Here is a 25,048-nt window from a genome sequence, read left to right on the forward strand (position 1 = left end):
ACCGCCGCGATCTGGCACAACGACCAAGCCGGACAGCCCGTCATGCGCTCCCTCACCGCGTACGACCACTGAACCCCTTGGCATCAGTCATCTAGGGCGGAAGGACGAGGGGATCTGGTTCTCCTGACAGGGGCGCTCGTCCGCTGTGCTCCTTACGCTCGGTGCTATGACCGCTCCCCTCACCACCGATACCGGTACCGGCAGCGCCGCGTCCGGCCCGGCGGACGGCGTGCTCGGACGCCGCCACCGGGCGCTGACCCTGGGCATCATCACCGTCGTCTCCCTGATCGCCTTCGAGGCCAGCGCCGTCAACACCGCCATGCCGGTGGCCGCCCGGGCGCTGGACGGGGTGGGGATGTACGCCTTCGCCTTCTCCGCCTACTTCACCGCCAGCCTGTTCTCCATGACGCTGTCCGGCGAGTGGTGCGACCGCTCGGGGCCGCTGGCCCCGCTGTTCACCGGCATAGCCGGCTTCGGCGCCGGACTGCTGCTGGCCGGCGGCGCCCGGGAGATGTGGATGCTGGTGGCCGCCCGGGCGGTGCAGGGGCTGGGCGGCGGGCTGGTGCTGGTCGCCCTGTATGTGGTGGTCGGCCGGGCCTACCCGGAGCGGCTGCGGCCCAGGGTGCTGGCCGCGTTCTCGGCGGCCTGGGTGGTCCCGGTGCTGGTGGGGCCGCCGGTGGCCGGCGCGGTGGCCGAGCGGCTGAGCTGGCGCTGGGTGTTCCTGGCGATACCGGTGCTGGTGCTGCCGCCCCTGCTGGTGATGTTTCCCGCGCTTCGTCAGGTCGCCCGCGGGCGGCGGGCGCAGCGCATCGGCCGGCGCCGGATCGTCCTGGCGCTGGCGGTGGCGGCCGGGGCGGCGCTGCTGCAGTACGCCGGGCAGCGGCGCGAGTGGCTCTCCCTGCTGCCCGCGCTGGCCGGCCTCGCCCTGCTGGCGCCGTCCATTGTGCGGCTGCTGCCGCGCGGCACCTTCCGGGCCGCCCGGGGCCTGCCCTCGGTGATCCTGCTGCGGGGCATCGCGGCGGGGGCGTTCCTCGGGTCGGAGAGCTTTGTCCCGCTGATGCTGGTCACCCAGCGGGAGTTCTCCCCGACGGCCGCCGGTCTCTCGCTCGCCGGCGGCGGACTGACCTGGGCGCTGGGCTCGTTCACCCAGAGCCGCGCCCGACTGGCGCCGTACCGGCGGCAGTTGATGTGCCTGGGCATGGTGCTGATGACGTCGGCCGTCGCCGCGGTGAGCACGGTGCTGATCGACGGGGTGCCGGCCTGGGTGGTCGCGGTGTCCTGGGTGGTCGGCGGCTATGGCATGGGGCTGACCGTCTCCAGCGGCAGCGTGCTGGTGCTGGAGCTGTCCCGGCCGGGGGAGGAGGGGGCCAACTCGGCTGCCCTGCAGATGTCCGACGCGTTGGGCAACATTGTGCTGGTGGGCGCCGGCGGGGTGCTCTTCGGGGCGCTGGGCGGCGGCGTCGCCGGCCTGGACGGCCCCTCCGGGGCCACCGGCGGGGCCGGGGCGTTCGCGGCGGTGTTCCTGTCGATGGCGGGGGTGGCGGCGGTGGGGATCTGGGTGGCGACGCGCTTGCGGGGGCGCTGACCGGTGGTCGCGGTGCTGGGTGGCCGATCGCTCTCGCCGGGTGCGGCGCCGTTGCCGCCTTCGGCGGTTGTCCCCCACCCACGCGCCACCCCTTACCCGGCACCTCTGGGGTGGCCGTGCCTGTGGGGGGTTGCTCGCCGTTGGCGTCCGCTGCCCTGCGGTTCGGGCGCGGGGAACTGCGCGACCGGCCACTGACAGCCCGCACCCGAAAAGCACTCGGTCCGGGGCAAGCGGAGATCGCCGATGGCGGCAACGTCCCCCGACCCGTTCGACAAGGCCGCCGCGCTGGTCCAGGCATAGCGATCAACCACCCATGGTGGACGGCAACAAGCGCACGGTGCGGGAGGTCCCGGTGATCTCCGCCGCCCTGCGCGCCCTCCGGACGGCCTCATGTGACGTCGGTCCCACCGAGGGGTGAGCCCGGCCGTCGGCCCCGGGGTGTGCATCATCGCCCCGGTAGGCTGACGCGGTTGCCGATCGCCGAGCCAGCCGACGGAGACCGTGACTACCACCACCGCCAACCACCATCTCTCGCCCGCCTTCCCCGGCCGGGCCCCCTGGGGTACCGCCAACAAGCTGCGTGCCTGGCAGCAGGGCGCGATGGAGAGGTACATCCAGACCCAGCCGCGCGACTTCCTCGCGGTGGCCACCCCGGGAGCCGGTAAGACCACCTTCGCGCTCACCCTCGCCTCCTGGCTGCTGCACCACCATGTGGTCCAGCAGGTGACCGTGGTGGCGCCCACCGAGCACCTGAAGAAGCAGTGGGCGGAGGCCGCGGCCCGGGTGGGCATCAAGCTGGACCCGGAGTACAGCGCCGGCCCGCTGGGCCGCGAGTACCACGGCGTCGCCGTCACCTACGCCGGCGTGGGCGTCCGGCCCATGCTGCACCGCAACCGCTGTGAGCAGCGCAAGACGCTGGTGATCCTGGACGAGATCCACCACGCCGGCGACTCCCGCTCCTGGGGCGACGCCTGTCTGGAGGCCTTCGATCCGGCCACCCGCCGGCTCTGCCTGACCGGTACGCCCTTCCGGTCCGACACCAACCCCATCCCGTTTGTCACCTATGAGGAGGGCAACGACGGGATCCGGCGGTCGGCGGCCGACTACACCTACGGCTATGGCAACGCGCTCTCCGACGGCGTGGTGCGGCCGGTGATATTCCTCTCCTACAGCGGCAATATGCGCTGGCGCACCAAGGCGGGCGACGAGCTCTCGGCCCGGCTCGGCGAGCCGATGACCAAGGACGCGATCTCCCAGGCCTGGCGCACCGCGCTGGACCCGCGTGGCGACTGGATGCCCAATGTGCTGCGCGCGGCGGACCAGCGGCTGACCGAGGTGCGCAAGTCCATTCCGGACGCCGGCGCGCTGGTGATCGCCTCGGACCAGGACTCGGCCCGCTCGTACGCCAAGCTGCTGCGCGAGATCACCGGGGACGGGCCCACGGTGGTGCTCTCCGACGACTCCGGGGCCTCCCAGCGCATCGATGACTTCGCCCAGGGCGACTCGCGGTGGATGGTCGCCGTCCGGATGGTGTCCGAGGGCGTGGACGTGCCACGGCTGGCGGTCGGCGTCTATGCCACCACCATCTCCACCCCGCTGTTCTTCGCCCAGGCGGTGGGCCGCTTTGTGCGGTCGAGGCGGCGCGGTGAGACGGCCTCGGTGTTCGTACCGACCATTCCGACCCTGCTGACCTTCGCCAATGAGATGGAGGTCGAGCGGGACCACGTCCTGGACAAGCCCAAGAAGGAGGGCGAGGAGGACCCGTACGCGGAGGAGGAGAAGCTCCTCGCGGAGGCGGAGAAGCAGCAGGACGAGGACACCGGCGAGCAGGACATGCTGCCCTTCGAGGCGCTGGAGTCGGACGCGGTCTTCGACCGGGTGCTCTACGACGGCGCCGAGTTCGGCATGCAGGCGCACCCGGGCAGCGAGGAGGAGCAGGACTACCTGGGGATTCCCGGGCTGTTGGAGCCCGAGCAGGTCCAACTGCTGCTGCAGAAGCGGCAGGCGCGGCAGATCGCGCACAGCCGCCGCAAGCCGGACAGCGAGGCGGACCTGCTGGAGATGCCGGCCGAGCGGCGGCCGGTGGTCACCCACAAGGAACTCCTGGAACTGCGCAAGCAGTTGAACACCCTGGTGGGTGCCTATGTGCACCAGAGCGGCAAGCCGCATGGCGTGATCCACACCGAACTGCGCCGGGTGTGCGGCGGACCGCCCAGTGCGGAGGCGACCGCCGGGCAGCTGACCGAGCGCATCAACAAGGTGCGGGAGTGGGCCACCCGGATGCGCTGAGACCGCGCTGACCACCGCGGGCGGGGTGCCGCAATTCGCGTGCGGCGAGACCGGATTGTGGGCAGACTCTTCCGCGAAGCGGACCTGCTCGCTACCGTGCCGGTCACGTACACGCCCCGTGGCAGCGCCGCCGCGGAGCGCGGCCGCGTCAAGCGACCCGGCGGTCTCTCCCGCGCGCCTCCGGACGGGACCGGCGGTGCCCCACCGCGGTGAGTGCCCGCCTTTCATCGGAGGAGGGGCGTCGTGACCGCGGAGACTTCGCAGACGCTCGACAGAGGGCTGCGCGTGCTCAAGCTGCTCGCGGAAACCGATCACGGTCTGACCGTCACCGAGCTGTCGGTCCGGCTGGGCGTCAACCGCACGGTGGTCTACCGGCTGCTGGCCACCCTGGAGCAGCATGAATTAGTGCGCCGGGACATCGGCGGGCGCGCCCGGGTGGGCCTGGGCGTGCTCAGGCTGGGCCGCCAGGTACATCCCCTGGTGCGGGAGGCGGCCCTGCCCGCGCTGCGGGCACTGGCCGAGGACCTGGGGGCCACGGCCCATCTGACACTGGTGGACGGAGCCGAGGCGCTCGCGGTGGCCGTGGTCGAGCCGACCTGGACCGACTACCACGTGGCCTACCGCACCGGGTTCCGGCATCCGCTGGACCGGGGCGCGGCGGGCCGGGCGATCCTGGCGGCCCGCCGGGGGGAGGTCGACAACCCCGGGTACGCGCTGACACACGGCGAACTGGAGGCCGGGGCCAGCGGTGCCGCGGCCCCCCTGCTGGGGGTGAGCGGGATCGAGGGCAGCGTGGGTGTGGTGATGCTCACCGACTGTGTGCCGGAGCGGGTGGGTACCCGGGTGAGGGAGGCGGCCAAGGAAGTGGCCGACGCGCTTCGCTAGGCCCTCGGTGCCGGGTGGTGCGCCGGTGAATTAGATTCGACGGCATGCCGACTCCGCCTCACCGGTCCCGCCGGGCCCGTACGCTCGCCCTTTGCGCCGTGCCCGTCCTGGCCCTGCTGCTGACCGCCGCGTTCGCGCCGCTGCCCTTCGCCGTCGCGCGGCCGGGCACCACCAACGTGGATGTGCTCGGCAGCTACCAGAACAAGCCGGTGATCAGCATCAGCGGCGCCGGCACCCGCAGGACCAGCGGGCAGCTGCGGATGGTCACCATCCTGGTGACCGGGCCGCAGACGGACATCGGACTGAGCGATGTGATCAGCGGCTGGTTCCGTACCGACCGGGCCGTGATGCCGAGGGAGGCGGTCTATCCCTCGGGCCAGACCGACCAGCAGATCGAGCGGCACAATGTGGCCGACATGAAGAAGTCGCAGGACTCGGCGACCAGCGCGGCGCTGTCGTATCTGCACCGCTCGCCCAAGGACGTCAAGGTCTCGCTGAGCCTGGCGGACGTCGGCGGCCCCAGCGCGGGGATGATGTTCGCGCTGGGTGTGGTCGACAAGATCGACGGCGATGGGCGGGGCGGTGACCTCACCGGCGGCAAGAGCATCTCGGGCACCGGCACCATCGCCCCGGACGGGACGGTGGGACCGGTCGGCGGCGTGGCGCTGAAGACCCAGGCGGCCCGGCACGAGGGCGCCACCATCTTCCTGGTGCCCAAGGAGGAGTGCTCCGACGCCAAGGCGGAGCTGCCGAAGGGTCTGCGCCTGATCCCGGTGACCAAGCTGGCCGACGCGATCACCTCGCTGCGGTCCCTGTCGGCCGGGCAGTCGGTGCCGCACTGCTGACTGGGTCATAGGCAGCCCGCAGCTGACCGCGAAACCGCGACCACCCCCAACGCACCCACCCGTCAACCGCCGGAGGCAGCCCGCACCAGGGGGATGATCCGCAGCGGCACCGCGTTCTCCATCACAATGGCCGTCGAGGCCCGCACGATGCCCTCGAAGCCGACCACCCGGTCGATCACCCGTTGCAGATCCGCGTTGGAGCGGGCCACCAGCCGGCACAGCATGTCGCCATGACCGGTGATGGTGTGCAGCTCCAGCACCTCCGGCACGGTGGCCAGGTGGGTGCGGACATCCGGACCCTGCCCCTGCTTGATCTCCAGGGTGGCGAACGCGGTCACCGGATAGCCCAGCGCGGCCGGGTCCACCTCCGGGCCGAAGCCGCGGATCACCCCCTGTGCCTGCAACCGGTCCAGCCGGGCCTGCACCGTGCCCCGGGCCACGCCCAGCCGCCGGGACGCCTCCAGCACCCCGATCCGGGGCTCCTGCTCCAGCAGCTCGATCAGCCTGCCGTCCAAACGATCGATCGTCATGGCCACCCCCTCGTGGTCAGCATGTACAGAACGCCCGGCGAATTTAGGCTCTCGCTGGGCATCATGCCCAGCGAATGCACAAACTATTGCGCACCTTGTGGATCGGAGAGACCCTGCGCGCATGACGCAGACCACGGATCACACTCCCCACACCGCTCGGCAGGCAGACCCCTTCCCGGTCAAGGGGATGGACGCGGTCGTCTTCGCCGTCGGCAACGCCAAGCAGGCCGCGCACTACTACTCCACCGCCTTCGGCATGAAGCTGGTCGCCTACTCCGGACCGGAGAACGGCAGCCGGGAGACCGCGAGTTATGTCCTGGAGTCGGGCAGCGCCCGCTTTGTCTTCACCACCGTCATCAAGGCGAGCACCGAGCGCGGCCGCTTCCTCGCCCAGCATGTGGCCGACCACGGTGACGGCGTGGTGGACCTGGCCATCGAGGTGCCGGACGCCCGGGCCGCGTACGCCTACGCCCTGGAACACGGCGCCCGCGGCCTGGCGGAGCCGTATGAGCTCAAGGACGAGCACGGCACGGTGGTGCTGGCCGCCATCGCCACCTATGGCCAGACCCGGCACACCCTGGTGGAGCGCACCGGATACGACGGTGTCTACCTGCCCGGTTATGTTGCCGCCGACCCCATAGTGGAGCCGCCGGCCCGGCGGAACTTCCAGGCCATCGACCACTGTGTGGGCAATGTCGAACTCGGCAGGATGAACGAGTGGGTGGGCTTCTACAACCGGGTGATGGCCTTCACCAATATGAAGGAGTTCGTGGGCGACGACATCGCCACCGAGTACAGCGCGCTGATGTCCAAGGTCGTCGCGGACGGCACCCGCAAGGTGAAGTTCCCGCTCAATGAGCCGGCCATCGCCAAGAAGAAGTCGCAGATCGACGAGTACCTGGAGTTCTACGGCGGCCCCGGCGTCCAGCACATCGCGCTGGCCACCAATGACATCGTGGCCACGGTAAGGGCCATGCGGGCGGCCGGAGTCCAGTTCCTGGACACCCCGGACTCTTACTACGACACCCTGGGCGAGTGGGCCGGCGAGACCCGGGTGCCCGTGGAGACGCTGCGCGAGCTGAAGATCCTGGTGGACCGGGACGAGGACGGCTATCTGCTGCAGATCTTCACCAAGCCGGTGCAGGACCGGCCGACGGTCTTCTTCGAGATGATCGAGCGGCATGGCTCCATGGGCTTCGGCAAGGGCAACTTCAAGGCGCTGTTCGAGGCCATCGAGCGCGAACAGGCCAAGCGCGGCAACCTCTGACCCTTTCCCGGCCACCACCTACCGCGGCCCCGCCCTTCCCCCGGCGGGGCCGCGGTGTGCTTCCCCGCCGGGCCGGCCGGTGGCAGGGTGAGGCCATGGGTGATCTGATCCGGCTGCTGCGCAAGGGGCTGCCCGCCGAGGCCGTCCTCACCGACCCCGATGTCACCGCCTCCTACGCCAGCGACATGGCCGGCTTCTGCGCCGCCGGGACCCCGGCGGTGGTGGTGCTGCCGCGCACCGTCGAGGAGGTGCGGCAGGTGATGCGCACCGCCACCGAGCTGCGGGTGCCGGTGGTGCCCCAGGGAGCCCGGACGGGCCTGTCCGGCGCGGCCAACGCCACCGAGGGCTGCATGGTGCTCTCCCTGGTGAAGATGGACCGGATCATCGAGATCGATCCGGTGGAGCGGATCGCGGTGGTCGAACCCGGCGTGGTCAACGCGGTGTTGTCCCGTGCGGTGGCCGAGCACGGCCTGTACTACCCGCCGGATCCCTCCAGTTGGGAGCAGTGCACCATCGGCGGCAACATCGGCACCGGCTCCGGCGGGCTGTGCTGTGTCAAGTACGGCGTCACCGCCGAGTACGTCCTGGGCCTGGAAGTGGTGCTGGCGGACGGACGGCTGCTGACCACCGGCCGGCGCACCGCCAAGGGAGTGGCCGGCTATGACCTCACCCGGCTGTTCGTGGGCTCCGAGGGCAGCCTGGGCGTGGTGGTACGGGCGGTGCTGGCACTGAAGCCGGCCCCACCGCAACAGCTGGCGCTGGCCGCCGAGTTCCCCTCCACCGCCGCGGCCTGTGAGGCGGTACGCCGCATCATGGCGCGCGGACACGCCCCCTGCCTGCTGGAGTTGATGGACCGCACCACCGTCCACGCGGTCAACGCCCTGGCCAGGATGGGGCTTCCGGAGAGCACCGAGGCGCTGCTGCTGGCCGCCTTCGACACCCCGCACGCCGCGGCGGACCTGGCCGCGGTGGGGGAGCTGTGCACCGGGGCCGGAGCCACCGAGGTGGTGCCGGCGGACAGCCCCGCCGAGTCGGAACTGCTGCTCCAGGCCCGCCGGATGTCGCTGCCCGCGCTGGAGAGGCTGCGGCCGGCCACCATGATCGACGACGTCTGTGTGCCGCGCGGCCGGCTGGCCGAGATGCTGGACGGCACCGCCGCCATCGCCGAGCGGCACGGCCTGACCATCGGGGTCTGCGCCCATGCGGGCGACGGCAACACCCACCCGGTGGTCTGCTTCGACCCCGCCGACCCCGGGGAGGCACGGCGGGCCAGGGAGTCCTTCGAGGAAATCATGGCCCTGGGGCTGGAGTTGGGCGGGACGATCACCGGGGAGCATGGTGTGGGGCTCCTCAAGCGGGAGTGGCTGGCGAAAGAGGCGGGGCCGGTGGCGATGGAGTTGCAACGGGGGATCAAGCAGGTCTTCGACCCTCTGGGGCTGCTGAATCCGGGCAAGGTGCTTTAGCGCTTCGCCGGGCGCCCCTTGGGGCGCCCACTCAGGCCCCGTCCTCGCCGCCGGCCGGGGTCAGCAGGACCCGTAGCGCCTCCTCCAGGCCGAGCCAGTCCCGCTCCTGCCCCGGTGCCACCATCCGCAGGGTCCGGTCCAGCCACCCCCGCAACTTCCGCAGCGGCACCCGCAACAGCGCCTCACCGTCCGGCGAGGACAACGCCACACAGACCACTGCCCGCCCCTGGGACAGCATGGGCCACACCCGTACATCGCCGAGTCCACAGGGCCGCCGCACCCCCTCGGTCAGCAGCTCACGGGCGAAGGTCCAGACGACCGGCGAACCGGAGCCGAGATGGAAGGTGAACCGCACGGCATAGGGGTCGTCCGTCCGGTACGACACCCGGGCAGCCATCGGAACCCCATGCTCCGGTGACAGCACCAGCTCGGTCTCCAGCTGTTCTTCCAGCACGGTGTGCATCAAGTGCGACCTCTCCACTCGGCTCGGCTGCTCGGCGCGCGGCCCCGACGCGATCGGGCCGCCGCACTGGAGGAGAGCGCACCGACCCGGATTCATGACGCGGCTTGGCATCCTTGGGGACGGTCTCCTTCCCCGTTCCCGGCCACTGAGGCCCCATCCGTCGGGCTTCGCTCACCTGTCGCACGGGTGAGTGGTTCCCGGGGTATCAGGCCGCGCCCGGGAGGGCCGTCTGATAGACCTGTTGGCTGCGTTCCGGGTTGCCTTTTGCGCACAAACGTCATGGCGTCACCCGTCATGGCGTCACCAACACGGTCCCGGAGCGGTTCTCATCACAAGCGGTCCGGTACGGCATCGCGCGGCCACCCGCGCGTACGGCAGACTGCCAGACATCCCAGAACGGCCGAGCAGAATACGGGACACCGGAGACCATGAGCGCACCCATCCCGGGATCCGCCGACAGCAGCCCCAGCCAGGGCTTCTACCCGGACCCGTCCATTCCGGGCTACATCCGTTACTGGAGCGGCACCGCCTGGGTACCGGGCACCAGCCGGCCGGCGCCCGCCGAGGGGGAGCCGATGCCCGGGCCGCCGCCCGGGGTGGTGCCCGCGCCGCTGCCCGCGCCGGCCGCTCCCGTGCCGCCGACGCCGCGCAGCGCGCGGCCGCTGCCGGAGGAGACCGGGCCGGTGTTCCTGGACGAGGAGCCGCCCGGCTTCGGGGAGGGGCGGCCGGTGCCGCCCCGGCCCCGGGACCCACGGCTCACCGAGCCACCCATGGCGGAGCCGGTGCCGGTACCCGAGGCCCGGCCCGAGGGCACGCTGGCGCTGCGCCCGGAGTCCGCGCCCGTGCCGGTGACCCCGTCCCGGCCCGCGCCGGCGCCCGCCGAGTCGCTGGTGCCACGGCCCTGGCCCGGCGGGCAGGAGGCGCCGGCCCCGGCGCCCCGTCCGGAGCCTGCCGCCCGGCCCGCTCCGATGGCGCCGCCGCAGCAGTCACCGGCCCAGCCGCAGCAGGCCGTGGGGTGGGCCCAGCAGGTGCACCAACTCGCCCAGCAGGCACCCCAGTCGCAGCCGCCGCGCTCCCAACCCCTGCCCGGGCCCGCCGAGTCGGCACCCGCGCCCTGGAAGCCGCCGGTGCTGGACCCCTTCCTGGCGGCCGCCCAGCGGGAGGGCCGGCCGGCCTCGCTGGGCCGGAGGCTGGCCGCCCGGCTGGTGGACACCCTGCTGCTGGGCGGTGTGGTGAGCACGGTGGCGATCCCGCTGTGGAACAAGTCCGTGGCGCATATCGACACCAAGGTGGACCAGGCCAGGCGCTCCGGCCAGACGGTGACCGTCTGGCTGCTGGACGGCACCACCGGCACCTATCTGGCCGTGGTGCTGGCGGTGTTGCTGGTCGCCGGGGTGCTCTATGAGGCGCTGCCGATGGCCAAGTGGGGCCGTACGCTGGGCAAGAAGCTGTGCGGGGTGCGGGTGCTGGGCATCGAGTCGCATGACACCCCCTCGTTCGGGGAGGCACTGCGCCGCTGGCTGGTCTATGGACTGCTGGGGGCGCTGGCCATCGGGGTGCTCAATGTGCTGTGGGCGCTGTTCGACCGGCCCTGGCGCCAGTGCTGGCACGACAAGGCGGCCGGGACCTTTGTGGCGGCCGCGGCCGGGGACTGAGCCGCGGCCGGGGGCCGGTCGTCCGGGGCAACTCGAACGGCACAGCGGCGGATGCGGTGCGGGGAACGCTGAGTTCTACTCGGGCCATGAGCACCGACCAGCCGCAGGGCGAGGACCCGTTCCGCAAGCCGCCGCCGCAGGGTGACTTGCCGCCGTACCACGGGCCGGAGGGCGGCGGCCCGTACGGGGCGGGTCCGGGTGGCGGCCCCTATGGGGCCGGTCCGGGCGGTGGTCCGTACGGGGCCGGTCCCGGTGGGCCGTACGGGGCCGGCGGCGGAGAGTACGGGTACGGGCCGCCGGACCCGCTGGCGGGCATGCCGCCGCTGGGCAACCGCTTCAAGCGGCTGGTGGCCCGGATCATCGACGGCCTGATTGTGTCGATCCCGGTCAGCCTGGTGTTCTCGGCCTTCACCTGGCACCACTGGAACCCGGAGACCGACCAGGCCAAGACCACCGGGCTGAGCATTCTGATCTCGGTGGTCTACTTCGTCTACGAGGGCTTGATGCTCACCGCGCGGGGGCAGACGGTCGGCAAGATGGCGATGAACATCCGGGTGGCGATGCTGGACAACGGGGCCATCCCGGCGGGCAACCCGGGCTGGACCCGCGCCGCGGTCTACAACCTGCCCCAGATCGTGCCCTGTTGCGGGTTTGTCTTCTGGTTGGTCAATGTGCTGTGGTGCACCTGGGATCAGCCGTATCACCAGTGCGTCCACGACAAGGCGGCCAAGACCGTGGTGGTGTCAACCCGGTAGTGAGGTCACCCGGGTCGTGGCCGGCTCGGCGTCAACGGCTGTGCGCGGCCGGGCGAGTTGGGCCGCACCCCGGGCCACGGTGCGCGAACTCCCGCGTGGCATGGGGACAGTGACGGCGACCAGCAGCCCCAGCGCCAGGGCGCCCAGGGCGACCACCGCCACCCCGACCCCCGACCGGGTCTGGGACAGCAGCAGCATGGCGAGGGTGGAGAACACTACGGTGGCCGAGCCGTAGGCGATCTGTGCGGAAGTCGGACGAGGCATGACGGTATCCGTCCTCGGGGCGACGTTGTGGGGTGCAGAGCCGACAGATGAGTACCGCAAAAAGACTCTACGGTCCTGTCTGCCCGAGGGGAACAGCCGATAAGCCTGCCCTTGCCCAAGGCTCGGAAGCACTGGGGCGCACAGGGAGTCACTGCCCCGTCCGGGGGAGACGGCAAACGCGCCGTCCTGGCCGGCGCCGCTACTGACACCGCTGTGTGACCGGCGGGGCGGCGGCCGGGCTGCCGTCCTGGGCCGGATTGCCCAAGATCCGTTGGCTGTGGGCATCGATGCAGGTCAGAGGGGTTCTTCGGGAAACCTCTGGCGGGTTGCCGGAGAGTCGCGTTTAGATGCCTGTACGGGCTTCGTTATTGACAGGTCTCCCGGAAGGGTGAGTGGTGCGGATGGCAGGCGGTGGGTTCGCCAGGCTTCCCGATGGCAGCGTGATTGTGGCCTTGTCGCTGCCCAGTCCACCCGGCGGCGGGGGAGCGCCGGGGTCGCGAGTACGGGTGCTGGTGCATGCGGGCAACCGCCAGCGGGCGCTCACCCGGCTCCGGAACCTGGGACTCCGGGCCGTCTATCTGCGCGGCAACACCGAACCGCCGACGCCGGACGAGATAAGCGCCGTGCTGTACCACCCGGACGGGCTGGTGTGGCGCTCGGCGCCGGAGCGGGAAGTGGAGGCCTGGCATCCGATACGGAGCCTGCTGCGGCCGCGCTCGCTGGGCGCGGCGTAGCGGTCCCGGGGTTGTCCCCGGATTCGCCCGGTGCTTCAACGGGAGAGCGCATCGGCCGCGGTGGGCTCCCAGGGCGTGGTGACGGCCGGGGCGTGCACAAAGGTCTTGAGCGGGACCTTGATCGCGGTGTTGCTGTTCAGCCGGACGGTCAGGGTGCCGGTGTGGGTGCCCTGCCCGGGGGCGTCCTGGCGGTCCAGCGCGACGCCCTCGTGGTGGGACCCGCCGGGCGCCAGGATGTGCGGTCCGCCGCCCAGGCCGTCGGGGGTTCCGGCGGCGATGCCGTCGAAGGCGGCCCGCCCGATGATGCCCAGGTCGCACCGCGCGCCGCTGATGTTGCGGGCGTTGATCAGCAGGTGGTTCAGCGGGCGGTCGACCGGGGTGGCCCGCACCTCCAGCTGTGCGCTCCGGCAGATCGGCACCTGGGTTTGGACCATGCCGCGCTTGGCCTGGTGCCGGCCGCCCTCCAGATGGTGCGGCCGGGCTGCGGCGGCACCGGTGTGTGCGGCGGAGGGCGCGGTCCGGCCGCTGGGCGCCGCCGCGGCGGCGTGGTCCCCGGAAGAGGTGGCGCAGTCGGCCATGGCGCGGCCCAAGGTCCGTCGGACGCGACCTAGCCGGAGATGACCACCGGCTTGCCGGTGAGCCGGATGCCCGCGTGGTCCATCTCGGCCAGGGCGCGCTCGGTGGTGCCGGGGGCGACGCCGGCCGTGAGGTCCAGCAGGACCTCGGTGTCGAAGCCCGCCCGGACCGCGTCCAGGGCGGTGGCGCGCACACAGTGGTCGGTGGCGATGCCGACCACATCGACCCAGGTCACCCCGCGCTCGCGGAGCCACTGCTCCAGTGGGATGCCATGCTCGTCGCGGCCCTCGAAGCCGCTGTAGGCGGCCGAGTGGGCACCCTTGTCGAAGACCGCGTCCAGGGCGCCGGAGGCGACCACCGGGGCCAGGTTGGGGTGGAAGCCGCTGCCCTCGGTGCCCGCCACACAGTGCGGGGGCCAGGAGTGCTCGTAGTCGGGGTGGTCGGAGAAGTGGTCACCGGGGTCTATGTGGTGGTCCCGGGTGGCCACGATGTGCGCGTACGCCACCGCGGCGTCGCCCACCAGGTCCGTGATGGCCGCGGCCACGTCGGCGCCGCCGGCCACCGCGAGGCTGCCGCCCTCGCAGAAGTCGTTCTGCACGTCGACGATGATCAGTGCACGGTGCATGGTGCGGATCCTTTGTGAAGGGCGCTCGGCCGACGGTGCGGATCGTCTTCTGTGACCGAGGGTAGTGACTCACCCGGCGCTATGGGAGGGGCACCGGGGGCGGCCGGAGGCGCGCGGGCAGCGGCGTCAGAGGTACTCGGTGGGCAGCACCGGCTCGCCCCGGGAGAGCTGGGTCGCCGACATCGGCAGGCCGGCCCGGGCGGCCGTGTGCCGGGACTGGGCCACATCCAGCGGCTCCCGGGCGACGGCCTTACCGGCCCGCACCAGTTCCACCAGCAGTTGCCGGCCGGCCAGCTCCTCGGGCACCTCTCCGGTGCCCACCACCTCGGCCTCGGCCACCCCGTGCTCGTCCAGCCGGCGGGCGGCCCACTTGCGGCCGCCCAGGGACAGCTTGCCGCCCATGGACTTCTTGGCCACCGGCCGCAGCGGGGCGTCCGCGCCGGGGCCGTCGGCCCGGGCCACCAGCTTGTAGACCATGGAGCAGGTGGGGTGTCCGCTGCCGGTGACCAGCTGGGTGCCCACGCCATAGGCGTCCACCGGGGCGGCGGCCAGCGAGGCGATGGCGTACTCGTCCAGGTCGCTGGTCACTACGATCTTGGTGTGGGCCGCGCCCAGCTCGTCCAGCTGGCGCCGCACCCGGTGGGCGAGCAGCAGCAGGTCGCCAGAGTCGATGCGGACCGCGCCCAGGTCCGGACCGGCCACCTCCACGGCCACCCGGACCGCCTCGGTCACGTCATAGGTGTCCACCAGCAGTGTGGTCCGGCCGCCGAGGGAGTCCACCTGGGCCCGGAAGGCGTCCCGCTCGCTGTCGTGCAGCAGGGTGAAGGCATGGGCGCTGGTGCCCACGGTGGGGATGTTGTAGCGGAAACCGGCCGCCAGGTCGGAGGTGGAGGCGAAGCCGCCCACATAGGCGGCCCGGGAGGCGGCCACCGCGGCCAGTTCATGGGTGCGGCGGGCGCCCATCTCGATCAGCGGGCGGTCGCCGGCGGCCACCGCCATCCGGGAGGCGGCCGCGGCCACCGCGGAGTCATGGTTGAGGATGGAGAGGATCACCGTCTCCAGCAGCACCGCCTCCGCGAAGGTGCCCTCCACCCGCATCACCGGGGAGCCCGGGAAGTAGACCTCGCCCTCCGGGTAGCCCCAGATGTCGCCGCGGAAGCGGTAGTCGGCCAGCCACTCCAGGGTGGGCTCGTCCACGATCCGGTGCTCGGCCAGGAAGCGCAGCACCGCCGGGTCGAAGCGGAAGTTCTCCACCGCGTCCAGCACCCGGCCCACACCGGCCAGCACGCCATAGCGGCGGCCCTCGGGCAGGCGGCGGGTGAAGACCTCGAACACCGAGTGCCGGTCGGCCGTGCCGGCCCGCAGCGCGGCCTGCAGCATGGTGAGCTCATAGCGGTCGGTGAAGAGGGCCGTCGACGGCACAGCCACCGGCAGTCCCAGGTCCGCAGCGTTCACTTGGCCCTACCTCGCAATCCCGAACAGTGTCGAGGGGATGCTACCTCCATTACTCGTCAGTCTGACGATTTCTGGGGGTCGTTTGTGCGCGGCCCGGGGTCGAGTGGCAGCATGGGTTTCGTGAGCGTTGCACCGGTCGAGATCGAACGTCCCGAGACGGGCGAGTCCGCCTACGCGGTGGCGGAACCCGATGTGCCCTGGGTGACCCTGGTCCACAACGACCCCGTGAACCTCATGAGTTATGTGACGTATGTGTTCCAGAGTTACTTCGGCTACTCCAAGGACAAGGCCCGCAAACTGATGCTCGACGTCCACCACAAGGGGCGCGCCACCGTCTCCAGCGGTTCGCGTGAGGAGATGGAACGGGACGTGCAGGCCATGCACGGGTACGGCCTGTGGGCGACCTTGTCGCAGGACCGTTGATGGCCGGGCACTTCGAGCCGCTGGCCGGCGGCGGGGCGGCGGTCGCCCTGGACGAGGTGGAGATCTCCATCCTGCGCAGCCTGGCGGTCCAGCTGCTGGAGCTGATCGGGCCGGGCGAGGAGCACGGTCCGGACGCGGCCGACCCGCTGGCCCGGCTGTTCGCCGAGGGGCCCAGTGAGCCGCCCGCCGATCCGGCGCTGGCCCGGCTCTTCCCCGAGGCCTATGGCGAGCCGGGCACCGAGCAGGACCGGCAGCAGCGGGCGCACGCCGCCGAGTTCCGCCGCTATACCGAGACCGACCTGCGGGCCCGCAAGCGCGAGGACGCGCTGGCCATGGTGCGCTCGCTGGACTCGCTCAGCGTGGCCGGGGACCAGGCGGCCGTGCTGCGGCTCGACCCGGATCAGTGCCGCCAGTGGCTGGGCGCCCTCAATGACCTCCGGCTGACCATTGGGACCCGGCTGGAGGTCACCGAGGAGGACGACGGGGAGGCGCTGTTCCGGCTGCCGGACGAGGATCCGCGCAAGCCGATGGTGATGGCCTACCTCTGGCTGGGCGGGCTGCAGGAGACGCTGGTCGAAGCACTGATGCCGTAGCCGGCCGTTCCGGGCTTGTTCACAAGGTGTTCGCTCAGCGGACGCTCAAGTCCGGATAACGATCGCATCACCGCAGTGGCAGTGTTTGCTGCACAAATCTACATTTGTCCTAATTTGGCCGTGAGCTGCGCCACATATGCGTCGCCTTCGTCACAGCGATCTCAGTCGTACCCGTGGTAAACCTTCGAGACCTGCTCTGTGACGCCACCCCTGTCACGGCAGGAACGCTTCGCCGGCCGACCGTCGGCACATATGCAGGACTCCATCCGGGGGGATCGGAACCCGATCCGGAGTGACCGGATCGGTATGGAGAAAGGCGTTCCACATGACCTCTGAGCAGGTCGCGGACCGCACCGCAGGCGCAGCCGAGGTGCGGGATGGAAGCGGACAGGATGCTTCCGAGGGTTACCAGCGGGGACTGGGCAACCGACAGATCCAGATGATCGCCATTGGCGGCGCGATAGGCACCGGCCTCTTCCTCGGCGCGGGCACGGCCATTCACAAGGCGGGCCCCAGCCTGATCCTGGCCTATGCGATAGCCGGGCTGGTCATCTTCTTCATCATGCGGGCCCTGGGCGAACTGCTCATGTACCGCCCCGTCTCCGGGTCTTTCTCCGACTACGCGCGCGAATTCCTCGGCCCGTTCTGGGGATATGTCACCGGCTGGACCTACTGGCTCTTCTGGGTCGTCACCGGCATCACCGAGGTCACCGCGGCCGCGAAGTATGTGCAGTTCTGGAATCCCCATATTCCGCAGTGGGCGTCCGCACTGGTCTTCACGGTCATCCTCTACTTCGCCAACCTGATCTCCGTAAAGCTCTTCGGCGAGCTGGAGTTCTGGTTCTCGATGGTCAAGGTCACCGCCATCATCGGCATGATCCTGGTCGGCATCGGCGTCATCACCCTGGGCTTCTCCAAGGCCGGTGACACCGCCTCCTTCAGCCAGCTCTGGTCGCACCACGGCTTTATGCCCAATGGCATCGGCAGCACCCTGATGACGCTGCAGATCGTGATGTTCGCCTTCCTGGCCGTGGAGTTGGTGGGCGTCACCGCGGGCGAGGCCACCGACCCCAAGAAGACGCTGCCCAAGGCCATCAACACGGTGCCCTGGCGTATCGCGGTCTTCTACCTCGGTGCCCTCATCATCATCCTGGCCGTGGTCCCGTGGACCGAATTCATGCCGGGTGTCAGCCCGTTCGTCGCCGCCTTCGCGAAGATCGGTCTGCCGTTCGGTGCCGGAATCGTCAACTTCGTGGTGCTGACCGCGGCGTTGTCCTCCTGCAACTCCGGTATGTACTCCACCGGCCGTATGCTGCGCGATCTCTCGCTCAACGGCCAGGGCCCCAAGTTCCTGGCGCAGCTGTCCCCCAAGGGCCTGCCGATCCGCGGCACCACCGTCTCGGCCGTGCTGATGCTGGTCGGTGTGTGGATCAACTACCAGTGGCCGGGCAAGGCGTTCGACTATGTGGTCTCCTTCGCCACCATCTCCGGCATGTGGGCCTGGATCGTGATCCTGCTCTGCCAGCTGCGTTTCCGCCGCAAGGCGGACCGGGGCGAACTCCCCCAGTCGGAGTTCAAGGCCCCCGGTGCTCCCTGGACCAGCCTGTTCGCCCTTGCCTTCATCGGCATGGTGATCGTGCTGATGGGCATCGACAAGGACGCGCGGATCTCGCTGTACTGCGCTCCCGTCTGGGGCGCGATCATGGCGGGTTCGTACTTTGTGCTCAAGGCCCGCAACCCGCAGGCATTCGCGCGCAAGGACTACTCCGCACCCGAGGTCCAAGAGGCCGCCTGACTCCCGGCACCCCCCGCCGGGTAACCCGGGCCCGTCCGCACACTCCCCCCGTGCGGACGGGCCCTCCGGCGTTTCCGGGCGCTGCTTATGCTGGCCGCATGCTGACCATCTCCCAGGCCCTGTACGACCAGATCGTGGCGCATGCCCGCGCCGACCACCCCGACGAGGCGTGCGGCATGGTGGCCGGCCCGGCCGGCAGCGGGCGGCCCGAGCGGTTCATCCCGATGCTCAACGCGGCCCGCTCGCCCACGTTTTACGAGTTCGACTCCACCGATCTGCTCAGGCTCTACCGCGAACTGGACGACCGGGACGAGGAACCCGTGATCATCTACCACTCGCACACGGCCACCGAGGCATATCCCTCCCGCACCGATGTCTCCTACGCCAATGAGCCCGGGGCGCACTATGTGCTGGTCTCCACCGCCGACACCGAGGACGCCGGCCCGTTCCAGTTCCGCTCCTTCCGGATCCTGGCCGGCGAGATCACCGAGGAGGAGGTACGGGTGGTGGAGGCGTACTGACAGCCGAGACACCGCCGTCCGTAATCCGGGACGAACATACGGGCCGCGCACGGGGAATCGATACGATGCGCCCATGGTTCTCCTTGACGTGGGCGAGCAGGCGCCGGGCATGCGGCTCGTCGCGCGCATCCATGTGGACCTGTGCCGTCTGGCGTCCTGAACGCCCCGCCGTTCCGACGGCCCGTACCGCGCGTACCACCGCCACCACTTCACACTCCGAACAGGAGCACTCCCATGGCCATCGAGGTCCGCATCCCGACCATCCTGCGCACCTACACCGACGGGCAGAAGGCCGTCGACGGCAGCGGCGCCACCATCGATGAGCTCTTCAAGGACCTGGAGACCCGCCACCACGGCATCCGCGAGCGCCTGGTGGACGAGAGCGGGGAGCTGCGCCGCTTCGTCAATGTCTACCTCAACGACGAGGACGTCCGCTTCCTGGGCGGCATCACCACCGAGCTCGGCGACGGCGACAGCGTGACCATCCTGCCGGCGGTGGCCGGCGGAATGCGCTGACTGGAGATGCGCTACGACAGCCCGCTGGCCGCGGTGGGCAACACCCCGCTGGTCCGGCTGCCCCGCCTGTCGCCCTCCGGGCAGGTGCGGATCTGGGCGAAGCTGGAGGACCGCAACCCCACCGGCTCGGTCAAGGACCGCCCGGCGCTGCACATGATCGAGCAGGCCGAGAAGGCGGGCCGGCTCACTCCCGGCTGCACCATCCTGGAGCCCACCTCCGGCAACACCGGCATCTCGCTGGCCATGGCCGCCAAGCTCAAGGGCTACCGGATGGTGTGTGTGATGCCGGAGAACACCAGTGAGGAACGGCGGCAGTTGCTCGCCATGTGGGGCGCGGAGATCGTCGGCTCGCCCGCCGCCGGCGGCTCCAACACGGCGGTACGGGTGGCCAAGGAACTGGCCGCCCGCAATCCGGACTGGGTGATGCTCTACCAGTACGGCAACCCCGACAACGCCGGCGCGCACTACGCCACCACTGGACCGGAGATCCTGGCCGACCTCCCGGAGATCACCCACTTTGTCGCCGGGCTGGGCACCACCGGCACCCTGATGGGCGTGGGCCGTTACCTTCGCGAACACCGGCCGGAGGTCAGCATCGTGGCCGCCGAGCCGCGCTATGACGACCTGGTCTATGGGCTGCGCAACCTGGACGAGGGCTTTGTGCCCGAGCTCTATGACGCTTCGGTGCTCACCACCCGGTTCTCGGTGGGCTCCGAGGACGCGGTGCGCCGCACCCGGGAACTCCTGGCGGAGGAAGGGATCTTCGCGGGGGTGTCCACCGGTGCGGTGCTGCATGCCGCGCTCGGGGTGGCCCGCAAGGCCCAACGGGCCGGGCAGCGGGCGGACATCGCCTTTATCGTGGCGGACGGCGGCTGGAAGTACCTGTCCACCGGTGTCTACACCGCGCCCGACACCGAGAGCGCCGTGCGGGCCCTGCACGGCCAACTCTGGGCCTAGGCCCAGGAGATAGTGGAACCGGTCAGCCGACGGCATAGACGGGCAGAAGTGTGCACAGATGGACTGCCCCTACCGATGTTGCCGGGCGGCTGACATCATCCCGTAGGAGACGCACATGAACTGTCCCGCATGTGGATCTTCGGACATGAGGCAACTCAACAATGGAAACTGGCAGTGCGGAAGCTGCGGAGCGGTCACGGCTGGACCGGGCGGCATGGGAGGCGCTCGCTCCTGAGACCCGTGAGCGGCTGGCGGGGTGCATCTCGCCCGAGGAGTTCACGGTGACGGCCGGCAGCAAGGAGTCCGCCGAGCGCTTCCAGCGCTTTATGGACACCCTCGACCGGGCCGAGCGGCACCGGTCCCTGTAACGCACGCCCCTCCATCCCCGCGGTCCCGCACCGCGTTCCGTCCGCACGGCCCCGCCCGCGCCGCCCGCCCGGCCTGGACGGGGCCGCGCCGTTCCCGGCGTCCGTCCTGGTGATTCCAGCCACACACCCCCTCCGCACGGGAGCGGCCGTTCCCATCCCGCCTTACCCTCGGACGCACCGCATGGCCACCAGCCCCCCGTCACCAGCCCGGAGGTTCAGGCCCGCATGAAGCTCACCGTCGTCGGATGCGCGGGGTCCTTCCCCTCCGTGGAATCGGCGTGTTCCAGCTACCTCGTGGAGGCCGACGGCTACCGGCTGCTGCTCGACATGGGCAATGGCGCCCTGGGCGAGCTGCAGCGCCATATCGGTCTCTACGACCTCGACGCCGTGCTGCTCTCGCATCTGCACCCGGACCACTTCATCGACATGTGCGGCTACTTCGTGGCCCGCTACTACCGGCACGAGGGCGGGCCGACCGGTGCCATCCCGGTCTACGGCCCGGCCGGCACCGAACGGCGGCTGCTCACCGCCTATGGCGATGTGCCGCACGAGGCCTGTATGAGCGAGGTGTTCGACTTCCGCACCCTGAGCCCGGGCGGCTTCTCGGTGGGGCCGCTGACGGTCCGTGCGGAGCGGGTCCGCCACCCGGTCGAGTCCTTCGCCTTCCGGGTCGAGCACAATGGCGCCGCACTGGTGTACTCCGGGGACACCGGTCCCTGCCCGGCGCTGGACACCCTGGCGGCGGGGGCCGATCTGCTGCTGTGCGAAGCCTCGTTCACCCATGGCAAGGAGGACATCCCCGATCTGCACCTCAACGGGCTGCAGGCGGGGGAGTGCGCGGCCCGGGCCGGGGTGGGGCGGCTGCTGCTCACCCATATCCCGCCGTGGACGGACCCGCTGGCCAACCTCCGCGATGCGCGCTCGGTCTACGACGGACCGGCCGAACTGGCCCACGCGGGCGCGGTGTACGAGCTGTAGCCGGTACGCGGCATGCGAACGCCCCCGGAACCAGGGACGGTTCCGGGGGCGTAGTGCTGTGCCCAGGGTGGCGTCAGCGGCGCTTGCGGCCGCCCTTGCCCTTGCCGCCGCGGTTGTTGCGCTGGCGGGGCGGTGCGGTCCTGGCGGGGGCCTTGGCCGCGCCGGCCTCCGCCTTGGCGCCGGCACCGGCGGTCACCAGCACCTTCTCCTCGGCCTTGACGGTGGCCCCGGACCGCGCCTTCACCGGGGCCGCGTCGGCCACCAGCGCGTCCTCGTCGTCCTCCCGGCCGGGGGTCTTGAGGTCGAACTTGATGATGGCGAAGCGGAACACCACGTAGTAGACGGCGGCGAAGCACAGGCCCACCAGGATCAGCAGCAACGGCTTACTGGCCTTGCCCCAGTTGAGCACGAAGTCGATGGCGCCGGCCGAGAAGCCGAAGCCGTCCTTCATCCCCAGGGCCCAGGTCAGGGCCATGGACACACCGGTGAGCAGCGCGTGGATCGCGTACAGCACCGGCGCGATGAACATAAAGGTGAACTCGATGGGCTCGGTGACACCGGTGACAAACGAGGTCAGCGCCAGCGAGAGCATCATGCCGCCGACGACCTTGCGCTTCTCCGGGCGAGCGCAGTGCGTGATCGCCAGACAGGCGGCGGGGAGGGCGAACATCATGATCGGGAAGAAGCCGGTCATGAACTGGCCCGCGTGCGGGTCGCCGCTGAGGAAGCGGGCGATGTCGCCATGGACCATGGTGCCGTCCGGCTTGGTGTAGTCGCCGGCCTGGAACCAGGGGAAGGAGTTGAGCAGGTGGTGCATGCCGACCGCGATCAGGCCGCGGTTGGCCACACCGAAAATGCCCGCGCCGACGGCGCCCGAACCGACCAGCCACTGACCGAAGTTGTGCAGGCCGGAGCCGAGGACCGGCCAGATGTAGCCGAAGACGATGCCGAGCAGCAGACCCGCGAAGGAGGACAGGATCGGCACCAGGCGGCGGCCGCCGAAGAAGCCCAGCCACTCGGGCAGCTTGGTCCGGTAGAACCGCTGGTAGAGCAGGGCGACCACCAGGCCCACCACAATGCCGCCGAGCACCTTGGCGTCGGCGGGCGCCGCGGTCATCACGATCTTGCCGTTGACGACCTTGGCGACCTTCGGCAGTGAGCTGTCGGTGAAGGTGCCGAGGACCTTGTTGAAGACCAGGTAACCGGCCACCGCGGCCAGCGCGGTGGAGCCGTCGGACTTCTTGGCGTAGCCGATGGCGACGCCGACCGCGAAGAGCAGCGGCATATTGTCGAGGAGCGCGCCGCCGCCGGCCGCCATAAACGAGGCGATCTTGTTGAGGACCTGCCCCAGCGCGGGCTTGCCCAGCATGTCGTCCTGGCCGAGCCGGACCAGAAGCGCGGCGGCGGGCAGCACGGCGACCGGCAGCATCAGGCTGCGGCCGATGCGCTGGGCTACCGCCATCGCGTTCTTTCCGAAGCCCGTCTTTTCGGCCGCTTTGGCGCTAGCCGTACTCATCGGAGTTCCTCCAGGTGAGGCGGGCGCTCGGGGGTTGGGGGACGGCCCGCTTTGGTCTAAACCACTAGGTGGTTTAGACCTGTTGTAACACGTCAAGCGAGCATAAAGGAATCCACGCCTCCGGGTGCCCTGGATCACATGGCGGCATGCTGTCAGGACATCGTTAACCAGCGGTGAACCAGGGGTGCCCCACCCTCATTCCACCGCCTCGCGCTCGATGTCCTGGGCCACGTCCTCCGGCTCCCGGCCCGGAGTGGGCAGGTCGAACTTCACAATGGCGAACCGGAAGACCGTGTAGTAGACGACCGCGAAGACCAGCCCGATCGGGATGATCAGCCAAGGCCTGGTCGCCAGGCTCCAGTTGATCACATAGTCGATCAGTCCGGCGGAGAAACTGAAACCGTCGTGCACCCCCAGCCCCCAGGTGACCGCCATGGACACCCCGGTGAGCACCGCGTGCAGGACGTACAGCAGCGGCGCGATAAAGAGGAAGGAGTACTCGATCGGCTCGGTGATGCCGGTCACCAGGGAGGTCAGGCCGACCGAGAGCATCATGCCCTCCACCATCCGCCGGTGCGCCGGGCGGGCGGTGTGCGCGATGGCCAGCGCCGCGGCGGGCAGCGCGAACATCATGATGGGGAAGAAGCCGGAGGTGAACTGCCCGGCCGTGGGGTCGCCGGCCAGGAAGCGGCTGATGTCGCCGTGCGCCACCGTGCCATCCGGCTTGGTGTAGTCCCCGAACTGGAACCACATAAAGGTGTTCAGGAACTGATGCAGGCCGATCACCAGCAGTCCCCGGTTGGCCAGGCCGAACACCCCGGAGCCCGCCCAGCCGATGTCGGTCAGCCACTGGCTGAAGGTGGTCAGCCCCCGGCCCACCGGCGGCCACACCCAGAGGCAGGCCACCGCGAAGGCCAGCGCCACAAAGGACATCATGATCGGCACCAGCCGGCGGCCGTTGAAGAAGCCCAGCCAGTCCACCAGCCTGACCCGGTGGAAGCGCACCCAGAACCAGGCGCTGAGCAGCCCGATCACAATGCCGCCGAACACCCCCGGGTTCTGGTAGACCGCCAGAGTCGCCACCCCGTTGCCGGTGACACACACCCCGCTCCACAGTCCGGCCCCGCTGAAGTGGGCCAGCCCGGGGCAGTGCTCGGGGAACTGGTGCAGCACCGAGTAGTAGACAAGGAAGCCCACCACCGCCGCCAGCGCGGTCGAGCCGTCCGCCTTCTTGGCCATGCCGATGGCCACACCCACACAGAACAGCAGCGGCAGCCCCAGCGCGGAGTCCAGCAGCGCACCGCCCGCGCCGGCGAAGATCCTGGCCAGGTCGTCCCAGCCCAGCCCGTCCCGGCCGAACACATCCGGCTGTCCCAGCCGGTTGAGGATGCCCGCGGCCGGCAGCACCGCGATCGGCAGCTGGAGGCTGCGCCCCATCTTCTGCAGGCCCCCGAAGAACCCCTGCCACCAGGAGCGCGGGGAAGTGGCGGCGGCGTGCGAACTCATGCCTGCTCCTTGGATGCCGCATACTGGTGTAGACCACTTCCGGTGCGCTACGGGCCTGATCGCCATCCTTCGGCAGGAGGCGGACAAAAGCCCGCAGAGCTGCTCTGAACGTGGGATACCGTGTGAAAGCCGGTCGGCGAGAGAGCCGAAGGGCCCGGACAACGCAGGAGTGCACATGGCTTCCAAGGCTGAGAAGATCGTCGCCGGACTGGGTGGGATCGACAACATCGAGGAGATCGAGGGCTGCATCACCCGCCTCCGCACCGAGGTCGCCGACCCCAGCCTGGTCGACGAGGCCGCCCTGAAGGCCGCCGGCGCCCATGGCGTGGTGAAGATGGGCACCGCCATCCAGGTCGTCATCGGCACCGAAGCCGACCCGATCGCCGGTGAGATCGAAGACATGATGTGAGCCTGGCGCTCCGCGCCGCGGGCCTCGTCCACAGCTGTGGACGAGGCCCGCGGCATTCCCGGATAGGCTCGGCAC

Annotated in this window: 27 protein-coding genes; 19 read left to right on the forward strand and 8 right to left on the reverse strand. The window is 70.4% G+C overall.

Annotated elements, in window-relative coordinates; genetic code table 11:
- Nucleotides 1-166 precede the first annotated feature (166 nt).
- The 4 genes from ACIHFE_RS00005 (at nt 167) to ACIHFE_RS00020 (ending at nt 5,604) form a co-directional block, all read left to right on the forward strand.
- Nucleotides 167-1,585 carry an MFS transporter gene (locus tag ACIHFE_RS00005; protein ID WP_400102866.1) on the forward strand — a complete coding sequence of 473 codons (1,419 nt, stop codon included), beginning with the start codon at nt 167-169 and terminating at the stop codon, nt 1,583-1,585.
- A gap of 501 nt (nt 1,586-2,086) precedes the next feature.
- Nucleotides 2,087-3,874 (forward strand): DEAD/DEAH box helicase, encoded by a 1,788-nt coding sequence (locus ACIHFE_RS00010; RefSeq protein WP_400102868.1) that lies wholly within the window; start codon nt 2,087-2,089, stop codon nt 3,872-3,874.
- A 243-nt stretch (nt 3,875-4,117) separates the two neighbouring features.
- Complete coding sequence (locus ACIHFE_RS00015; RefSeq protein ID WP_400102870.1) at nt 4,118-4,759, forward strand: IclR family transcriptional regulator; 642 nt, start codon at nt 4,118-4,120, stop codon at nt 4,757-4,759.
- 44 nt (nt 4,760-4,803) lie between these two features.
- Nucleotides 4,804-5,604 carry a S16 family serine protease gene (locus tag ACIHFE_RS00020; protein WP_400102872.1) on the forward strand — a complete coding sequence of 267 codons (801 nt, stop codon included), beginning with the start codon at nt 4,804-4,806 and terminating at the stop codon, nt 5,602-5,604.
- Between the two features lie 62 nt (nt 5,605-5,666).
- On the opposite strand, the gene ACIHFE_RS00025 is transcribed toward ACIHFE_RS00020, so the two are convergent.
- Entirely contained in the window at nt 5,667-6,134 is a 468-nt protein-coding gene (locus tag ACIHFE_RS00025; protein WP_400102874.1) for an Lrp/AsnC family transcriptional regulator, read from the reverse strand.
- A 121-nt stretch (nt 6,135-6,255) separates the two neighbouring features.
- On the opposite strand from ACIHFE_RS00025, the gene hppD reads away from it, so the two are divergent.
- Together hppD and ACIHFE_RS00035 are read left to right on the forward strand one after the other, a co-directional pair.
- The gene (gene hppD / locus ACIHFE_RS00030; RefSeq protein WP_400102876.1) at nt 6,256-7,401 is read left to right on the forward strand and encodes a 4-hydroxyphenylpyruvate dioxygenase; all 1,146 of its coding nucleotides are present in this window, start codon (nt 6,256-6,258) and stop codon (nt 7,399-7,401) included.
- A 95-nt stretch (nt 7,402-7,496) separates the two neighbouring features.
- Nucleotides 7,497-8,864: an FAD-binding oxidoreductase gene (locus tag ACIHFE_RS00035; RefSeq protein WP_400102878.1), complete on the forward strand. Its 1,368-nt coding sequence runs from the start codon at nt 7,497-7,499 to the stop codon at nt 8,862-8,864.
- A 31-nt stretch (nt 8,865-8,895) separates the two neighbouring features.
- Here ACIHFE_RS00035 and ACIHFE_RS00040 read toward each other — a convergent pair whose 3' ends face one another.
- On the reverse strand, nt 8,896-9,327 hold the full coding sequence (locus ACIHFE_RS00040; RefSeq protein WP_400102879.1) for an SsgA family sporulation/cell division regulator: 432 nt from the start codon (nt 9,325-9,327) through the stop codon (nt 8,896-8,898).
- A 428-nt stretch (nt 9,328-9,755) separates the two neighbouring features.
- On the opposite strand from ACIHFE_RS00040, the gene ACIHFE_RS00045 reads away from it, so the two are divergent.
- On the forward strand, nt 9,756-10,982 hold the full coding sequence (locus ACIHFE_RS00045; protein WP_400102881.1) for an RDD family protein: 1,227 nt from the start codon (nt 9,756-9,758) through the stop codon (nt 10,980-10,982).
- A gap of 86 nt (nt 10,983-11,068) precedes the next feature.
- Nucleotides 11,069-11,737 carry an RDD family protein gene (locus ACIHFE_RS00050; RefSeq protein WP_400102883.1) on the forward strand — a complete coding sequence of 223 codons (669 nt, stop codon included), beginning with the start codon at nt 11,069-11,071 and terminating at the stop codon, nt 11,735-11,737.
- On the opposite strand, the gene ACIHFE_RS00055 is transcribed toward ACIHFE_RS00050, so the two are convergent.
- Entirely contained in the window at nt 11,726-12,001 is a 276-nt protein-coding gene (locus tag ACIHFE_RS00055; RefSeq protein ID WP_400102885.1) for a hypothetical protein, read from the reverse strand. The genes ACIHFE_RS00050 and ACIHFE_RS00055 overlap by 12 nt on opposite strands.
- Before the next feature lie 401 nt (nt 12,002-12,402).
- Between ACIHFE_RS00055 and ACIHFE_RS00060 the strand changes: the two genes are divergently transcribed.
- The gene (locus tag ACIHFE_RS00060) at nt 12,403-12,735 is read left to right on the forward strand and encodes a hypothetical protein (protein ID WP_400102887.1); all 333 of its coding nucleotides are present in this window, start codon (nt 12,403-12,405) and stop codon (nt 12,733-12,735) included.
- 35 nt (nt 12,736-12,770) lie between these two features.
- Here the strand turns inward: ACIHFE_RS00060 and ACIHFE_RS00065 are convergent, their stop codons facing one another.
- The 3 genes from ACIHFE_RS00065 to ACIHFE_RS00075 all read right to left on the reverse strand — a co-directional run bounded on the left by ACIHFE_RS00065 (nt 12,771) and on the right by ACIHFE_RS00075 (nt 15,391).
- Nucleotides 12,771-13,313, reverse strand: coding sequence for a hypothetical protein (locus ACIHFE_RS00065; protein WP_400102889.1), 543 nt, complete (start codon nt 13,311-13,313; stop codon nt 12,771-12,773).
- Nucleotides 13,314-13,342: 29 nt separating this feature from the next.
- Entirely contained in the window at nt 13,343-13,936 is a 594-nt protein-coding gene (locus ACIHFE_RS00070; protein ID WP_400102891.1) for an isochorismatase family protein, read from the reverse strand.
- A 126-nt stretch (nt 13,937-14,062) separates the two neighbouring features.
- Nucleotides 14,063-15,391 (reverse strand): nicotinate phosphoribosyltransferase, encoded by a 1,329-nt coding sequence (locus tag ACIHFE_RS00075; RefSeq protein WP_400102893.1) that lies wholly within the window; start codon nt 15,389-15,391, stop codon nt 14,063-14,065.
- Between the two features lie 111 nt (nt 15,392-15,502).
- Here ACIHFE_RS00075 and clpS point away from each other — a divergent pair, with 111 nt between their 5' ends.
- The 9 genes from clpS (at nt 15,503) to ACIHFE_RS00120 (ending at nt 21,542) form a co-directional block, all read left to right on the forward strand.
- A complete protein-coding gene (clpS, locus tag ACIHFE_RS00080) occupies nt 15,503-15,814 on the forward strand; it encodes an ATP-dependent Clp protease adapter ClpS (RefSeq protein ID WP_400102895.1) in 312 nt (103 codons plus the stop codon).
- Nucleotides 15,814-16,407, forward strand: a complete 594-nt coding sequence (locus ACIHFE_RS00085; protein ID WP_400102897.1) for a DUF2017 domain-containing protein — start codon at nt 15,814-15,816, stop codon at nt 16,405-16,407. The genes clpS and ACIHFE_RS00085 overlap by 1 nt, the downstream gene beginning before the upstream one ends.
- A 325-nt stretch (nt 16,408-16,732) precedes the next feature.
- The gene (locus tag ACIHFE_RS00090) at nt 16,733-18,202 is read left to right on the forward strand and encodes an amino acid permease (RefSeq protein ID WP_400102899.1); all 1,470 of its coding nucleotides are present in this window, start codon (nt 16,733-16,735) and stop codon (nt 18,200-18,202) included.
- A gap of 98 nt (nt 18,203-18,300) precedes the next feature.
- Complete coding sequence (locus ACIHFE_RS00095; RefSeq protein WP_400102901.1) at nt 18,301-18,723, forward strand: Mov34/MPN/PAD-1 family protein; 423 nt, start codon at nt 18,301-18,303, stop codon at nt 18,721-18,723.
- Nucleotides 18,724-18,796: 73 nt separating this feature from the next.
- On the forward strand, nt 18,797-18,883 hold the full coding sequence (locus tag ACIHFE_RS00100) for a putative leader peptide (RefSeq protein ID WP_400104369.1): 87 nt from the start codon (nt 18,797-18,799) through the stop codon (nt 18,881-18,883).
- Between the two features lie 74 nt (nt 18,884-18,957).
- A complete protein-coding gene (locus tag ACIHFE_RS00105; protein ID WP_400102903.1) occupies nt 18,958-19,239 on the forward strand; it encodes a MoaD/ThiS family protein in 282 nt (93 codons plus the stop codon).
- Nucleotides 19,240-19,245: 6 nt separating this feature from the next.
- Entirely contained in the window at nt 19,246-20,196 is a 951-nt protein-coding gene (locus tag ACIHFE_RS00110; protein WP_400102905.1) for a PLP-dependent cysteine synthase family protein, read from the forward strand.
- 145 nt (nt 20,197-20,341) lie between these two features.
- On the forward strand, nt 20,342-20,431 hold the full coding sequence (locus tag ACIHFE_RS00115; protein WP_400102907.1) for a hypothetical protein: 90 nt from the start codon (nt 20,342-20,344) through the stop codon (nt 20,429-20,431).
- Between the two features lie 358 nt (nt 20,432-20,789).
- Nucleotides 20,790-21,542 carry an MBL fold metallo-hydrolase gene (locus tag ACIHFE_RS00120; protein WP_400102909.1) on the forward strand — a complete coding sequence of 251 codons (753 nt, stop codon included), beginning with the start codon at nt 20,790-20,792 and terminating at the stop codon, nt 21,540-21,542.
- A 73-nt stretch (nt 21,543-21,615) separates the two neighbouring features.
- Here ACIHFE_RS00120 and ACIHFE_RS00125 read toward each other — a convergent pair whose 3' ends face one another.
- Together ACIHFE_RS00125 and ACIHFE_RS00130 are read right to left on the reverse strand one after the other, a co-directional pair.
- A complete protein-coding gene (locus tag ACIHFE_RS00125) occupies nt 21,616-23,058 on the reverse strand; it encodes a PTS transporter subunit EIIC (protein WP_400102911.1) in 1,443 nt (480 codons plus the stop codon).
- Between the two features lie 195 nt (nt 23,059-23,253).
- Entirely contained in the window at nt 23,254-24,564 is a 1,311-nt protein-coding gene (locus ACIHFE_RS00130; protein ID WP_400102913.1) for a PTS transporter subunit EIIC, read from the reverse strand.
- A 13-nt stretch (nt 24,565-24,577) separates the two neighbouring features.
- Between ACIHFE_RS00130 and ACIHFE_RS00135 the strand changes: the two genes are divergently transcribed.
- Entirely contained in the window at nt 24,578-24,973 is a 396-nt protein-coding gene (locus ACIHFE_RS00135; RefSeq protein WP_400102915.1) for a glucose PTS transporter subunit EIIB, read from the forward strand.
- The last annotated feature ends 75 nt before the right edge of the window (nt 24,974-25,048 follow it).

Source organism: Streptomyces sp. NPDC052396, assembly GCF_044593195.1.
GTDB lineage: Bacteria > Actinomycetota > Actinomycetes > Streptomycetales > Streptomycetaceae > Streptomyces.